Source organism: Streptomyces hypolithicus (genome assembly GCF_052934925.1).
Window position 1 is genome coordinate 516,370 of the sequence record NZ_CM128811.1, and the last position, 14,342, is coordinate 530,711.

Consider the following 14,342-nt stretch of genomic DNA (forward strand, 5'->3'; position numbering starts at 1 on the left):
TACGCGGCCTGCCTAGCCGACGCCCAGCCAGGACTCGATGGGGTGGATCGCGAAGTACACGATGAAGATCGCCGTGAGGCCCCACATGAAGGCGCCCACTTCGCGGGCCTTGCCCTGCGCCACCTTGATGACGACGTAGGAGATGACACCGGCGGCGACACCCGTGGTGATGGTGTACGTGAACGGCATCAGGACCACGGTGAGGAACACCGGGATCGCCACGGCGCGGTCGGACCAGTCGACGTGGCGGGCGTTCTGCATCATCATCGCGCCGATGACGACCAGGGCCGCCGCGGCGACTTCCTGCGGCACGATCGCGGTGAGCGGGGTGAAGAAGAGGCAGGCGGCGAAGAACAGGCCGGTGACCACCGAGGCGAGGCCCGTACGGGCACCCTCGCCCACACCGGTCGCCGACTCGACGAACACGGTCTGCCCGGACCCGCCGGCGCCACCGCCGATGACACCGCCGGCGCCGTCGATGAACAGCGCCTTGGACAGGCCCGGCATGCGGCCCTTGTCGTCGGCGAGGTTGGCCTCGCTGCCGACACCGATGATGGTGGCCATGGCGTCGAAGAAGCCGGCCAGCACCAGAGTGAAGACGATCATGGTGATGGTGATGTAGCCGACATCTCCCCAGCCACTGAAGGACACCTCGCCCATGAGCGAGAAGTCCGGTGCGGAGACCGCGCTGCCGCCCAACTCCGGCGCGCCGGAGAACCACGCCTTGGACGGGATGTCGACGACAGCGTTGAGGATCGCCGCGATCACGGTGCCTGCGACGATGCCGATCAGGATGGCGCCGGGGATGTGGCGGGCCTGCAGCGCGAAGATCAGCAGCAGGGTGACGGCGAAGATCAGGACGGGCCAGCCGGCCAGCTCACCGGCCGGGCCCAGGGTGACGGGACCGCCGCCGAGCGCGGGGTTCTTGTGCACGAATCCGGCCTTGACCAGGCCGATCAGCGCGATGAAGAGGCCGATGCCGATGGTGATGCCGTGCTTGAGGGCGAGCGGGATCGCGTTCATGATCAGCTCGCGGAGGCCGGTGACCACCAGCAGGCAGATCATCGCGCCGTAGACCACGCACATGGCGAAGGCCTGCGGCCAGGTCATCACCTGGATGACCTGCGACGAGAGCACACCGGAGACGCTGAGACCGGCCGCGAGGGCGAGCGGGACCTTGCCCCAGAAGCCCATGAGCAGGGTGGTCGCCGCGGCCGCGAAGGCGGTCGCGGTGATGAGGGCGGGCTGGCTCAGGACGTTGCCGGCCACGTCCTCGCCGCCGAGGATGAGCGGATTGAGCAGCAGGATGTACGCCATCGCCATGAAGGTGGTGACGCCGCCGCGGACCTCGGTCGCGACGGTGGATCCTCTGTCCGTTATGTGGAAGTACCGGTCGAGCCAGGACCGGCCGGCGGGCTGGCGCGTACCCGCGCCGGCCGTCTCCGCCGTGGTCTGCGGCTCTGTGGACTGCTGGGTCATGATGCCTGTCTCCCAAGGTTCAAAGGGGCACCCGCTTGGAGATTGGTGACGCGGGATTTGGGATGCTGCGATGGCTGCACGACCCGGGGGACGGCCCGAGACGAACGGGTTCAACGAACGGGAAATCTTCGGTGCTTCGGTGCTTCGGTGCTTCGGCTCTTCTGTGCTTCGGTACCTAGGTGCTTCTGTGAGCGCCGCGAGCGGTGCGGCTGGGGACCCCTGGGCGGCGCGGGCGGGGAAGTGTGACGTTCCTTGGAGGCACGGCACCGCCCAGGGGGGCTGGGTGGGGATCAGGTGCCGGTGAGGTGCTCGGGTCGTACCGGCGTCCTGTTGAGTTCCAGACCCGTCGCGCTGCGGATCGCCGCGAGGACGGCCGGAGTCGAGGAGAGGGTCGGGGCCTCGCCGACGCCACGCAGTCCGTACGGCGCGTTGTCATCGGCCAGTTCGAGTACGTCGACGGGGATGGTCGGCGTGTCGAGGATGGTGGGGATCAGGTAGTCCGTGAAGGACGGGTTGCGCACCTTCGCGGTCTTCGGGTCGACGATGATCTCCTCCATGACCGCGACGCCCAGGCCCTGGGTGGTGCCACCCTGGATCTGGCCGATGACGGACAGCGGGTTGAGCGCCTTGCCGACGTCCTGGGCGCACGCGAGCTCGATGACCTTGACCAGGCCGAGCTCGGTGTCGACCTCCACGACCGCGCGGTGCGCCGCGAAGGAGTACTGGACATGGCCGTTGCCCTGGCCGGTCACCAGGTCGAACGCCTCGGTGGGCCGGTGGCGCCACTCCAGCTCCAGGTCGACCGACTCGCCTTCGAGTACGTCGACCAGGTCGGCCAGTACCTCGCCACCGTCGGTGACGACCTTGCCGCCTTCGAGCAGCAGCTCGGCGGTGGCCCAGGCGGGGTGGTACGAGCCGAACTTGGCCCGGCCCAGCTCCAGGACCTTCTCGCGGACGTTCTCGCAGGTGTTCTTGACCGCGCCGCCGGTGACGTAGGTCTGGCGGGAAGCGGACGTGGAGCCGGCCGAGCCGACCTGGGTGTCCGCCGGGGCGATCGTCACCTGCGTGACGCCCAGCTCGGTGCGGGCGATCTGCGCGTGGACGGTGACGCCGCCCTGGCCGACCTCGGCCATCGCGGTGTGCACGGTCGCGACCGGCTCACCGTTGATGACCTCCATCCGCACGCGGGCGGTGGAGTAGTCGTCGAAGCCCTCGGAGAAGCCGACGTTCTTGAGGCCGACCGCGTATCCGACACCACGTACGACGCCTTCGCCGTGCGTGGTGTTCGACAGACCGCCAGGCAGGGCCCGTACGTCGGCCTGCTCACCGGCGGCCAGCCACTGCTGCTCGGGCGGCATCGGCATGGCCTTGACGCGGCGCAGCAGCTCGGCGACGGGCGCCGGGGAGTCGCACGGCTGGCCGGTCGGCAGCAGGGTGCCCTGTTCCATCGCGTTTATCTGCCGGAACTCGACCGGGTCGATGTCCAGCTTCGCCGCGAGCTTGTCCATCTGCGCCTCATAGGCGAAGCAGGCCTGCACCGCACCGAAGCCGCGCATGGCACCGCAGGGCGGGTTGTTGCTGTAGAGCGCGATCGCCTCGATGTCGACGTCTTCGACGACGTACGGGCCGACACTCAGCGAGGAGGCGTTGCCGACGACCGCCGGGGAGGCCGACGCGTACGCGCCGCCGTCCAGGACGATCTTGCACTTCATGTGCGTGAGCTTGCCGTCCTTGGTGGCGCCGTGCTCGTAGTAGAGCTTCGCCGGGTGCCGGTGGACGTGTCCGAAGAAGGACTCGAACCGGTTGTAGACGATCTTGACGGGCTTGCCGGTGCGGATCGCCAGCAGGCAGGCGTGGATCTGCATGGACAGGTCCTCGCGGCCACCGAAGGCACCGCCGACGCCGGAGAGCGTCATGCGGACCTTGTCCTCGGGCAGGCCGAGGACCGGGGCGATCTGCTTGAGGTCGGAGTGCAGCCACTGGGTGGCGACGTACAGCTCGACTCCGCCGTCGTCGTTGGGGACGGCGAGGCCGGACTCCGGGCCGAGGAAGGCCTGGTCCTGCATGCCGAACGTGTACTCGCCCTTGACGATCACATCGGCGCGCTTGGCGGCCTCGTCGGCGTTGCCCCGGATGATCGGCTGGCGGTGCACGATGTTGGGGTGCGGGACGTGACCGATGTGGTGGTCGACGCGACCCTCGTGGATCAGGATCGCGTCCTCGGCGGTCGCAGAGGCCTCGTCGGTGATGACGGGCAGCTCGACGTACTCAATCTTGATCTTGGCAGCGGCGCGGCGCGCGGTCTCCGGGTGATCGGCGGCGACCAGGGCGACGGGCTCGCCGTGGTGGCGGACCTTGCCGTGGGCGAGCACCGGGGTGTCCTGGATCTCCAGGCCGTAGGTCTTCACCTCGGTGGGCAGGTCGTCGTACGTCAGTACGGAGTAGACACCCGGCATCGCGAGTGCCTCCGCGATGTCGATCGACTTGATCTCGGCGTGCGCGACGGTGGAGCGCAGGGTGTGACCCCAGAGCATGTCCTCGTGCCACATGTCCGAGGAGTACGCGAACTCGCCGGTGACCTTCAGGGTGCCGTCGGGGCGGAGTGTGGACTCGCCGATGCCGCCCTTGGTCCTTGTGCCCTGCTTGATGTGGGTGGGGAAACCCGTGACGCCCATCACACTGTCTCCTCCTGACGGGCGGCCGCGAGGCGGACCGCGTCCAGGATCTTCTCGTAGCCGGTGCAGCGACACAGGTTGCCCGAGAGCGCCTCGCGGATGTCCGCGTCGGACGGCTCGGCGTTGCGCTCAAGGAGCTCGTCGGCGGCAACCAGCAGACCCGGGGTGCAGAAACCGCACTGCACGGCGCCGGCGTCGATAAACGCCTGCTGGATCGGAGCGAGCTCCTCGCCCTCTCCGGTCTGCGAGTCCGTGCCCCGGTCGGAAGGGCGGGCCTGCCACTGCTGGGCGGCCTGAACGGACGTACCACCGCAGGCACCCGTGGCGCAGCCCTCTTCGCGCTGCTTGGCGAAGTCGGCGAGGCCTTCGACCGTGACGACCTCGCGGCCCTCCACCTGGCCGGCGGCGACGAGACACGCACAGACGGGGACGCCGTCCAGGCGGACCGTACAGGAGCCGCACTCGCCCTGCTCGCAGGCGTTCTTCGAGCCGGGCAGGCCCATGCGCTCACGCAGGACGTAGAGCAGGCTCTCGCCCTCCCATACGTCGTCGGCTTCGTGCTTACGGCCGTTGACCGTGAAGTTCACGCGCATTGCTATGCAGCTCCTTCAAGCGTGCGGCCCGTGCCGCGGTACTGCTCCCAGGTCCAGCCCAGCGTGCGGCGGGCCATGATGCCTACCGCGTGACGGCGGTACTTCGCCGTGCCGCGCACGTCGTCGATCGGGTTGCAGGCGCCGGACGCGAGGTTCGCGAACTGCTTGGCGATCGACGGGGTGATGATCTTTCCGCTCTCCCAGAATCCGCCTTCGTCGAGCGCGGCGTTCAGGAAGTCCTCGGCGGCGCGGGCCCGCAGCGGCGTGGGGGCGGCCGAGCCGATGCCGGTCTTCACCGTGCGGGTATCGGGGTGCAGCGCGATACCGAACGCGCAGACCGCGATGACCATGGCGTTACGGGTGCCGACCTTGGAGAACTGCTGCGGCCCGTCGGCCTTCTTGACGTGGACGCGCCTGATCAGCTCGTCCGGCTCCAGCGCGTTGCGCTTCACGCCCGTGAAGAACTCCTCCACCGGGATGAGACGGCTGCCGCGCACCGACTCGGCCTCGACCTCGGCGCCCGCTGACAGCAGGGCGGGGTGCGAGTCGCCGGCCGGAGAAGCGGCACCGAGGTTGCCGCCGACGGAGCCGCGGTTGCGGATCTGGGGCGATCCGACCGTGTGGGCGGCGAGCGCGAGGCCCGGCAGTTCCGCCCGCAGGTGGTCCATGATCTGGGTGTACGGGACAGAAGCGCCGAGCTGTACGGCCTCCTCACCCACCTCCCACTCGCGCAGTTCGGCGATGCGGTTCAGGTCCAGGAGGTACTCGGGGCGGCGGTGGTCGAAGTTGATCTCGACCATGACATCTGTACCGCCCGCGATGGGCACAGCAGTGGGGTGCTCAGCCTTGGCGGCGAGCGCCTCCTCCCAGCTGGCGGGGCGAAGGAAGTCCATGAGGCTCTCTTCTACTCAATCGAGGTTGTTCGCGTATCGCTGGGGCTGAAGACCGCCGGCCCTGGAATGTGGTGGATCTGGCCGATCAGGTCGATCTGGCTCGTTCACGTGCTGTTCATCTGGCGTGGCCCCAGTACACAAGCCCGGCTCCCGCCTGGTGCAGTCACCGAAACCATGAAGGAATTGGCTGGTCCTCGCCCACGTCTTGTAGATTCGAACGAAAGACCACCATCGGCAACCCCGGCGTCTTGTTCTGGAAACAGCAAGCGCACCCTCCGTGCACCCCCGGCAACAACGAGAGACAGATCGGCGGCGACCCCATGCGGCTGCGCGCACTGCTTGAGACCGACGCGCTTGGCCTGCGGCTGCTCGGCGGCGAGGACGAGCTGGACCGCACCGTGCGCGGTGTGATGACCACCGACCTGCGGGACTCCAGCCGCTACCTCTCGGGCGGCGAGCTGGTGCTCACCGGCCTGGCGTGGCGGCGCACCGCCGAGGACTCCGAGCCGTTCGTACGTATCCTGGCCGGCGCCGGCGTCGCCGGACTCGCGGCCGGCGAGGCAGAGCTGGGCGCCATCCCCGGCGACCTGGTCGACGCGTGCGTACGCCACCGGCTGCCGCTCTTCGCGGTCCGCGAGGCCGTCGCCTTCGCGACCATCACCGAACACGTGGTGCGCCAGGTGTCCGGCGAGCGCGCCGGTGACCTGGCGGCCGTCGTCGACCGACACCGCAGGCTGATGACGTCGGGACCCACCGGCGGCGGCCCCGACGTGGTGCTGGACCTGCTCACCTCGGACCTGGACCTGCGGGCCTGGGTGCTGTCCCCCACCGGCCGCCAGATCGCCGGCGCGGGCGCGCCGCTGCCGCCGGCCGTGCGCGCGGCGCTGGCGGGCGAACACCTGGCCGCGAGCCGCACCGGGCGCCGGGCGCCGTACCGGACCGCCATCGACGGGACGACGTACTCGCTGTTCCCCGTCAGGGCCGCCGTGCGCGCCGCGGGGGCCGCTGCGGCGTCCCGCGACGTGCGCGAGAGCGTGCTCTCCGACTGGCTGCTGGCCGTGGAGGCCGACGCGGGCGAGTGGCCGGCGGCGCGCCTCGACCTGCTCCAGGGGGTGACCCAGCTGATCGCCGTCGAACGCGACCGGCGGGACGCGGCCCGTACGGTACGGCGCCGGCTCGCCCAGGAGGTACTGGAGCTGGTCCAGACGGGGGCGGCCCCCGCCGAGATCGCGGCCCGCCTGCGGGTCGCCGCACCGGTGCTGCTCCCCGGCCTCGGTTCGGCGCCGCACTGGCAGGTCGTCGTGGCCCGCGTCGAATGGCAGGAGAGCGCTGGCGGCGTCCCGGCCGGGTCAGCCACCCCGGCCGTCGCGATCCAGGGCGGACCGGTCGCTCAGACGCTGCTGGAGGAGATCCTGGTCGACCCTTCGGTGGCCGGCTGCGACTCCTCGGACCGGCTCGCGGTGGCACACGCGGGCGACGAGGCGATCGCACTCGTACCCCTGCCGGCGGTCACGGCCGACGAGACGGACGACGTCGAGAGTGCCCCTGCGGAGGGCGGCATGTCGGCCTCCAGCGCCGGTCTGCACGCCGACGTACTCCTGGAGGCGGTACGCGCCCCGCTCTCCGGCGGCCTCGCCGACGACGGCCGGCTGACCCTCGGTGTCAGCGCGGCCGTGCACTCGGCGGAGGGCCTGCGCGGGGCGCTGGAGGAAGCCCGGCACGCACGCCGGGTCGCGGCGGCCCGCCCGGGCCGGGTCTGCGCGGCCGGCCACCACGAGCTGGCGTCGCACGTCCTGCTGCTGCCTTTCGTACCGGACGACGTGCGCCGGGCCTTCACCGCGCGCCTGCTCGACCCACTGCGCGACTACGACCGGCGCCACCGTGCGGAACTGATCCCCACCCTCGAAGCGTTCCTCGACTGCGACGGTTCCTGGACCCGCTGCGCGGCCCGCCTCCACCTGCACGTCAACACCCTGCGCTACCGGGTGGGCCGCATCGAGCAGCTGACGGGCCGTGATTTGTCGCGCCTGGAGGACAAGCTGGACTTCTTCCTCGCCCTGAGGATGAGCTAAGGGCTTGCAGATCATCAAGGTGTTGCTTCCCGTCCTGGGACTCGTTGGTGTGGTATGCGTATCCCGGACGAGATCTGTGACCAACTCTCCTCGAAGTTCGCGGTGTTGTTCCCACATCTGGACGAGCGGCAGCGGCGGCTGCTGATGGGGACCGAGGCACGGCTGCTGGGGCACGGTGGTATCCGTGCTGTCGCGCGAGCGGCCCAGGTCAGCGAGACGACGGTCCGCAATGGCGTGCTCGAGCTGGAGTCCGGCGAGGAGCCGTTGGGACGGGTCCGGCGTCCCGGCGGAGGACGCAAACGGGTCGCCGATCTGGATCCGCGGCTGCGGCCGGCACTGCTGGCGTTGGTCGAGCCCGACGAGCGGGGCGATCCCATGTCACCGCTGCGGTGGACTGTGAAGTCGACCCGCACGCTCGCGGCGGAACTGGCCCGGGCCGGGCATCGGATTAGCGCCGATACCGTGGGCGACCTGCTGCGGGAGGAAGGCTTCAGCCTGCAAGCAAACGTCAAGGCCCTGGAGGGCAAGCAGCACCCGGACCGGGACGCGCAGTTCCGCTACCTCAATGAGCAGGCCCGTGAGTACGGGGACACTGGGCAGCCGGTGATCAGTGTGGACACCAAGAAGAAAGAACTCGTCGGCGAGTTCAAGAACAGCGGCCGCCAGTGGCGTCCCGCCGGTGAGCCTGTCCCGGTCAGCGTCCACGATTTCGCCGACGCGCAGTTGGGCAAAGCCGTCCCCTACGGGATCTACGATCTGACCGCGAACACCGGCTGGGTCAATGTCGGCACCGATCACGACACCGCCGCGTTCGCGGTGGAATCGATCCGCCGCTGGTGGCTCGGTCAGGGCCAGGCTGCCTACCCGCAGGCGACACGGCTGCTGATCACTGCCGACGCCGGCGGATCCAACGGCTACCGCACCCGAGCCTGGAAGCTAGAGCTGGCCCGGCTCGCTGCCGAAAGCGGGCTGACTATCACCGTCTGTCACCTACCACCTGGCACATCGAAATGGAACAAGATCGAGCACCGGCTCTTCTCGCACATCACCATGAACTGGAGCGGTCGCCCGCTGACCAGCCACGACGTCATCCTGCAATCCATCTCTGCGACCACCACCCGCACCGGACTGAGAGTGACGGCCGAGCTGGACACCAACACCTACCCGACCGGAGTCCGCATCAAAGACGCGGACATGGCCGCCCTGCCGCTGACCCGGCATGCCTTCCACGGCGACTGGAACTATGCCCTGCACCCCCAGCCATCCTCGCTAAGCCCGGCGGCCCGCACCCCGCAGACGCCGGAGTCGGAGTGGGATCAGGCCTTGCTCTCCGATCCCACACTGACCGGGATGACCCGCCGGCAACTCATCGACCTCACCGAGACCCTGGCCCCGGACGGCGATACCCGGCGCGGCCGCCCGCCCCGGCTGGCCTTCCCCGAACAGGTACTGGCCACCGTCCTCCACCTACGGGCAGCCCTGGCCGCGGAACCCCTCGCCGTGCTGTTCGGCACCAGCCGCACCGCCATGCACCGCACTCTCCTCAAGAACCGACGACTACTCGAGACACGCGGCATCACCATCCCACCCGCGACAACCCCGCCCACGACCCTCGATGCCCGCCAGGCCCGAGTCCAGGCCCAGATCGGCACCGACAGCAAGATCAAAACAACGCGTTAATGATCTGCAAGCCCCTTAGGGGGCGTCTGACAATTCCCCGTGGGTCAAGGAGCGGCGTCCGGTGCGTGCGATCGCAAGGCTCCGGACAGTCCTCGTAGCGGAGCTACCAGGACTTTTCGGCAACGCTGCGAGCGTGCGTGCCGGGCGTCGCGACGCCGCGGGGAATTGTCAGACACTTCCTAGCTTGAGATTTAACCTCGCCGCTCGAACACGACCGCAAGTCGGCTTCACGGACCAGCATGCGCACCGTTTATCCCGACTTGCTTAGATTTCCGGCTGTGCTGCGGAGCCTGCTCTTGCGGCAGGAAGGGCTGGTCGGAGCTGTTCGAATCCGGAGGTTAAATCTCAAGCTAGGGCCCCTCCTGGCACTATGCGCGGCAGCGACCTGTGAGGGACCTCGCTGCATTGCTAGGTTGATCCACCGTTCATGGATTGCGGAACTGACGGAGGGAACTTTCGTGAGCGGCGGCAGCGGTACAAGTCCGGGGCAGAAGCGGTCGGTTTCGGTCAGTGAGGTGGTCAGGGCGGCGCCGCAGGAGGTTTTCGCGCTGCTCGCCTCGCCGGCCCGGCACACCGAGCTGGACGGATCCGGGATGCTGCGGGGCCGGCCGCAGGGACCGCGGGTGCTGGGACCGGGCGACGATTTCTCGATGGGGATGCGCCAGGGCCGGCTGTCGTACCGGTCGGTGAACGTCGTCGTCGAGTACGAGAAGGACCGGCTCATCGCCTGGGAGACCTGGGGCGAGGTCGGCGGGCGGCGGCTGGTGGGTGGTCAGCGGTGGCGGTACGAGCTGGAACCCGCGAATGACGGCTCGTCGACGCGGGTCACGCACACCTACGACTGGTCGCGGGCCCGCCTGCCGCGACTCGTCATCGAGCTGCCGGGCTTCCCCCGGAAGATGCGGGGAGCCATGGCCGCGACTCTCGGCCAACTCGTCGCCGTGACCGGCCGATTGTGAATGCGTTCACCTGAACCCTTGGCCCGGAGTGCCATTCCGTGCTGAGATTCGCCCACAACCGCTACTCAACAGCTCAATGGTGTGCTCGGGGAGGGCAATGTGGCGCATTCCGCCGTGTCTGGTTCCGGAACGGCCGCAGGGGACGGAAGCCCACTCCAGACCGCGGTGTGGCGGCTGCGCTCGCGTGGCTGCTGGACCGATGCCGCGGCGCTGCTCGAACCACATGGGGGCGCCGCGGCGGCGCCCGCCATCGCGCTCCAGCGGGCCGCGCTGCTCGTCGAGCGCTGCCTGTTCACCGAGCGGGGGTGGGCGGAGGCTGAGGACGCGCTGCGCACGGCGGAGGCGGTGGCCCGTAGCGACGACGAGCGGGGCGCGGCGGCGTGCGAACGCGGCCAGCTCGCGTACGCCTCCACGGTGCTCGGCGCCCGCGACCGCGCCGACGAGGCACGCTCTGCCCTCGGCAGGGCGGCAGCGCTGCTCGCCCCGACCGCGCCGGGGCGACCGCTGCTGGACTTCCGCCGGGGCCTGATCGCTGAGCACATCTCGAACTCCCCGGACTCGGCGCGCGCCGCCTATCGCCGCGCCCACGCGGGCGCTACCGCGCACGGCGAGACGCTGCTGCTCTCGTTCACCTGGCGGCACCTGGCCGGACTCGCCCTGCGCGAGGGCGAGTTGACGGACGCCCGGCACGGGTTCGCCGAGTCACTGCGGATACGGGAGGAACTGGGCTACCTGGTGGGCACGGCGCCGGCGCTCGCAGCGCTCGCCGACGCGGAACCGGAACCGGAGGCGACCCGGCTGCGGGCCGAGGCGGGCCGCCTGTTCCGGCTGCTGGACGGCGTACCGACCTGGCTGGCGGCGCAGCTCTCCCCGCCGGCGGCGGCGTAAGACCCGGCGCGCGTGACGCCCGTACCGGCGCGTGCGGGCACGCGGGGTGGCATGTCATCCATGCCTGATCGTCTGCGGTCAGCGGTCCGAGGTCAGCGGTCAGCGCCCGCGAAGTGTTCACGGACCAGGGACTCGACCACTGGCAGGTCCTGCGCCGCCAGGGCGTCGAGCAGGGCCAGGTGTTCGGAGGCGTCGGCGAGCAGGTCCGCGCGGCGGGCCAGGGGGTCGTCGGCGAGCAGGGGCCACTGGGAGCGGCGGTGCAGGTCGTCGGCGATGACGACGAGTTGGTGGTTGCCGGCCAGGGAGAGGACCGCGCGGTGGAAGGCTCGGTCCGATTCGGCGTACGCCCCCCGGTCGCCGGTGGCCGCCGCCGCCACGGTCGCCTCCGCCGGCGGGCGCAGGGCGCACCAGCGGTCGGCCGGGACCGTACGGGCGAGGCGGAGCATGACCGGGACCTCGATGAGGGACCGTACTTCCGCGAGCTCGGCGAGTTCCACGGCGCTGCGGACCGCGACGCGAAAGCCCCGGTTCGGTACCACCTCGACGGCGCCCTCCAGCACCAGCTGCTGCATCGCCTCGCGGACAGGGGTCGCGGATACGCCGAAGCGGGCGCCCAGGGCCGGGCCGGAGTAGACCTCGCCGGGGAGCAGTTCGCCGCTGACAAGAGCTTCGCGCAGGGCGTCCAGGATCTGGCCGCGCACCGAGTGGCGCCGCACGGTGCGCGGGACCGGGGGGTCGCTGTGGGTGCGCTCGCCCCGGGTCTGCGCCGGGACGCGCACGTCAGGCGCGTGTCTCCACCCGGTATCGCGCGCTCTGGCCTGCTCCATGCGGGTCCCTTCGGTCCGGTCGTCCGCTTGCACGATAGGCGGCGGGGGGCACAGTTCACACATCCAAGCGATCGGGTAAGGTAAGGCTTACCTGCTAACGATCGCGATTCGGTGGTCCCCGCATGCCCGTCTCCGCTCCCGCCCCCAGCGTGGCCACCTCCCCCGTCGCGGCCTCGTACGCCCGCCTGACCGAGGTCTTCTCCGGGCTGAGCGTGCATCAGCGGGCGGCCGAGGAGCAGGCTCCGCGCGGCGGCGGCTGGGTGGGGGCGGACGAGCTGGCGGCCGGCGGCGCCGCCCTGGACTCCTTCCTCGCCTGGGACAACGCGCAGGTGCTCCGCGACTACGGCCGGCAGGCCCGCCCCGACGTCGTCGCCAGCTTCGGGCTGCACCGGTACGCCTGGCCGGCCTGCCTGCTGATCACCGCGCCCTGGTTCCTGTACCGCCGGGTGCCCCGGATGCCCGTCGAGAACGTCGCCTTCCAGCGGACACAGGGCCGGATGGCCGTACGGGTCGGGGAATTCGCCTGCCTGCCGGGCGACCCGGCCGCCGCCCTGCCCGGCGCCCGAGTGGTGGCCGACGAGGAGGCCCTGCGCGGCGAGGTGCGCGACGCGGTCGCCGAGCACCTGGGGCCGGTACTGGAGGGCTTCGGACCGCGGATGCGGCGCGGGAAGCGCGCGCTGTGGGGCATGGCGACCGACGAGATCGTGGAGGGGCTCTGGTACGTGGCCCATCTGCTCGGCGAGGAGCGGCGCGCCATGCGCGAGCTGGAGGAGCTGCTGCCGGGCACGACCAAGCCGTACGCGGGCACGGCCGGCTTCCGCGAACTCACCGGGCCGAACGGGGAACCGCTGCCGACCCGCGACCGGGCGAGCTGCTGCCTCTTCTACACGCTGCGCCCGGAGGACACCTGCGTGACGTGTCCGCGTACGTGCGACGCCGAGCGCGTACGGAAGCTGAGCGAGGAGGCCGCGGCCACCGCGGCATCCTCCGTCGCCAGGGTTTGACGGTGCATGCCACCCGATCGGGTGGCATGACTCGAACGTAACCAGCTCTCGCCGCATACCCGTTCGACGAAATGCGGCAGATTCACCTGCTTCGGCACTCCCTTGGCGTTCACTTGCGCCGAAAGCACCTTTGGGTCACTTCGATTCCGCCAATATGGCGCCCGAAACGCCCTAACGCGATGCAAGGGACCCCTGATGCGACTGACCGACTTATCGCTGGACTGGCTGCTTCCGGGCAGCGTGATGCTCGCGGGGGTCCTGGCGGCGGTGGCGGTGCTCGCGCGCGGGAAGCGCGCCGGTGGCAAGGCCGCGGCAGACGACTCCTGGGAACGCACCGAGGAGCGGCGCAGGCGAAAGGAAGCGATCTACGGGACCGCTTCGTATGTGCTGTTGTTCTGCTGCGCCGCGGTTGCCGCCGCGCTCTCCTTCCACGGCCTGGTCGGCTTCGGCCGGCAGAACCTCAGCCTGACCGGCGGCTGGGAGTACCTCGTCCCGTTCGGCCTCGACGGGGCCGCCATGTTCTGCTCGGTGCTGGCGGTGCGCGAGGCCAGCCACGGTGACGCGGCGCTCGGTTCGCGGCTGCTGGTGTGGACGTTCGCCGGCGCCGCCGCCTGGTTCAACTGGGTGCACGCACCGAGGGGGTTCGGCCACGACGGAGCCCCGCAGTTCTTCGCCGGGATGTCGCTGTCCGCCGCGGTGCTCTTCGACCGCGCGCTCAAGCAGACCCGCAGGGCGGCGCTGCGCGAACAGGGCCTGGTGCCGCGTCCGCTGCCGCAGATCCGGATCGTGCGGTGGCTGAGGGCCCCCAGGGAGACTTTCGGCGCCTGGTCGCTGATGCTCCTGGAGGGCGTACGCACCCTGGACGAGGCGGTCGAAGAGGTGCGGGAGGACGTGCGGGAGAAGGAGCAGAACCGTATCCGCAGGCGGGACCACCAGAAGCTGGAGCGCGCCCAGTTGAAGGCGATCAACCGGCAGCACAGGGCCTGGGGCCGCGGCCGGGGCGGCGGCCGGCAGGTCGAGATCACCCAGGGTTCCGGTTCCGCGCCGCCGAAGGCGGTCGCGGAGCCTGCCATACCGGAGCAGGGACAGTTGCCATCCCGGTCAAGGCACTCCCTTCAAGCCCTTCCCGCCAAGGGCTCTGAACCGCCGGCCACCGTCGACCTCACCGCCGAGGACGACACGCAGGCCCTGCCGCGACTCGACTCCCTCGAACGCAAACTCAAGGACCTTGAGCAGCAGTTCGGCTGATCAGGGCGTCAGCTGATCAGGCAT

At 70.3% G+C, this 14,342-nt stretch carries 11 protein-coding genes; 6 read left to right on the forward strand and 5 right to left on the reverse strand.

What is annotated here, in order from left to right; all coding sequences use genetic code 11:
• Positions 1 to 12: 12 nt before the first annotated feature.
• The 4 genes from ACU6WZ_RS02550 to ACU6WZ_RS02565 all read right to left on the reverse strand — a co-directional run bounded on the left by ACU6WZ_RS02550 (position 13) and on the right by ACU6WZ_RS02565 (position 5,640).
• Positions 13 to 1,479, reverse strand: a complete 1,467-nt coding sequence (locus ACU6WZ_RS02550) for an NCS2 family permease (RefSeq protein ID WP_447031490.1) — start codon at positions 1,477 to 1,479, stop codon at positions 13 to 15.
• 290 nt (positions 1,480 to 1,769) lie between these two features.
• Positions 1,770 to 4,154, reverse strand: coding sequence for a xanthine dehydrogenase family protein molybdopterin-binding subunit (locus ACU6WZ_RS02555; protein WP_447031491.1), 2,385 nt, complete (start codon positions 4,152 to 4,154; stop codon positions 1,770 to 1,772).
• Complete coding sequence (locus ACU6WZ_RS02560) at positions 4,154 to 4,747, reverse strand: (2Fe-2S)-binding protein (protein ID WP_447031492.1); 594 nt, start codon at positions 4,745 to 4,747, stop codon at positions 4,154 to 4,156. Before ACU6WZ_RS02560 ends, ACU6WZ_RS02555 begins: the two co-directional genes overlap by 1 nt.
• A gap of 2 nt (positions 4,748 to 4,749) precedes the next feature.
• Positions 4,750 to 5,640, reverse strand: a complete 891-nt coding sequence (locus ACU6WZ_RS02565; RefSeq protein ID WP_447031493.1) for an FAD binding domain-containing protein — start codon at positions 5,638 to 5,640, stop codon at positions 4,750 to 4,752.
• Between the two features lie 320 nt (positions 5,641 to 5,960).
• On the opposite strand from ACU6WZ_RS02565, the gene ACU6WZ_RS02570 reads away from it, so the two are divergent.
• From ACU6WZ_RS02570 to ACU6WZ_RS02585, 4 genes are all read left to right on the forward strand, one after another.
• On the forward strand, positions 5,961 to 7,712 hold the full coding sequence (locus ACU6WZ_RS02570; protein WP_447031494.1) for a PucR family transcriptional regulator ligand-binding domain-containing protein: 1,752 nt from the start codon (positions 5,961 to 5,963) through the stop codon (positions 7,710 to 7,712).
• A 54-nt stretch (positions 7,713 to 7,766) separates the two neighbouring features.
• Entirely contained in the window at positions 7,767 to 9,392 is a 1,626-nt protein-coding gene (locus ACU6WZ_RS02575; RefSeq protein WP_447031495.1) for an ISAzo13 family transposase, read from the forward strand.
• Positions 9,393 to 9,850: 458 nt separating this feature from the next.
• Positions 9,851 to 10,351 (forward strand): SRPBCC family protein, encoded by a 501-nt coding sequence (locus ACU6WZ_RS02580; RefSeq protein WP_447031496.1) that lies wholly within the window; start codon positions 9,851 to 9,853, stop codon positions 10,349 to 10,351.
• 81 nt (positions 10,352 to 10,432) lie between these two features.
• Positions 10,433 to 11,239, forward strand: a complete 807-nt coding sequence (locus ACU6WZ_RS02585; RefSeq protein WP_447031498.1) for a hypothetical protein — start codon at positions 10,433 to 10,435, stop codon at positions 11,237 to 11,239.
• Between the two features lie 92 nt (positions 11,240 to 11,331).
• Here the strand turns inward: ACU6WZ_RS02585 and ACU6WZ_RS02590 are convergent, their stop codons facing one another.
• Positions 11,332 to 12,066 carry a GntR family transcriptional regulator gene (locus ACU6WZ_RS02590; protein WP_447031499.1) on the reverse strand — a complete coding sequence of 245 codons (735 nt, stop codon included), beginning with the start codon at positions 12,064 to 12,066 and terminating at the stop codon, positions 11,332 to 11,334.
• A 122-nt stretch (positions 12,067 to 12,188) separates the two neighbouring features.
• Here ACU6WZ_RS02590 and ACU6WZ_RS02595 point away from each other — a divergent pair, with 122 nt between their 5' ends.
• Positions 12,189 to 13,070 carry a (2Fe-2S)-binding protein gene (locus tag ACU6WZ_RS02595; protein WP_447031500.1) on the forward strand — a complete coding sequence of 294 codons (882 nt, stop codon included), beginning with the start codon at positions 12,189 to 12,191 and terminating at the stop codon, positions 13,068 to 13,070.
• A gap of 195 nt (positions 13,071 to 13,265) precedes the next feature.
• Positions 13,266 to 14,318 (forward strand): DUF2637 domain-containing protein, encoded by a 1,053-nt coding sequence (locus tag ACU6WZ_RS02600; RefSeq protein WP_447031501.1) that lies wholly within the window; start codon positions 13,266 to 13,268, stop codon positions 14,316 to 14,318.
• The last annotated feature ends 24 nt before the right edge of the window (positions 14,319 to 14,342 follow it).

What these genes read in the sequence shown, in the direction of transcription:
- ACU6WZ_RS02550 (WP_447031490.1), bottom strand. Translation starts at nt 1,479, where the DNA reads ATGACCCAGCAGTCCACAGAGCCGCAGACCACGGCGGAGACGGCCGGC.
- ACU6WZ_RS02570 (WP_447031494.1), top strand. Translation starts at nt 5,961, where the DNA reads ATGCGGCTGCGCGCACTGCTTGAGACCGACGCGCTTGGCCTGCGGCTG.
- ACU6WZ_RS02560 (WP_447031492.1), bottom strand. Translation starts at nt 4,747, where the DNA reads ATGCGCGTGAACTTCACGGTCAACGGCCGTAAGCACGAAGCCGACGAC.
- ACU6WZ_RS02575 (WP_447031495.1), top strand. Translation starts at nt 7,767, where the DNA reads ATGCGTATCCCGGACGAGATCTGTGACCAACTCTCCTCGAAGTTCGCG.
- ACU6WZ_RS02595 (WP_447031500.1), top strand. Translation starts at nt 12,189, where the DNA reads ATGCCCGTCTCCGCTCCCGCCCCCAGCGTGGCCACCTCCCCCGTCGCG.
- ACU6WZ_RS02565 (WP_447031493.1), bottom strand. Translation starts at nt 5,640, where the DNA reads ATGGACTTCCTTCGCCCCGCCAGCTGGGAGGAGGCGCTCGCCGCCAAG.
- ACU6WZ_RS02600 (WP_447031501.1), top strand. Translation starts at nt 13,266, where the DNA reads ATGCGACTGACCGACTTATCGCTGGACTGGCTGCTTCCGGGCAGCGTG.
- ACU6WZ_RS02555 (WP_447031491.1), bottom strand. Translation starts at nt 4,154, where the DNA reads ATGGGCGTCACGGGTTTCCCCACCCACATCAAGCAGGGCACAAGGACC.
- ACU6WZ_RS02590 (WP_447031499.1), bottom strand. Translation starts at nt 12,066, where the DNA reads ATGGAGCAGGCCAGAGCGCGCGATACCGGGTGGAGACACGCGCCTGAC.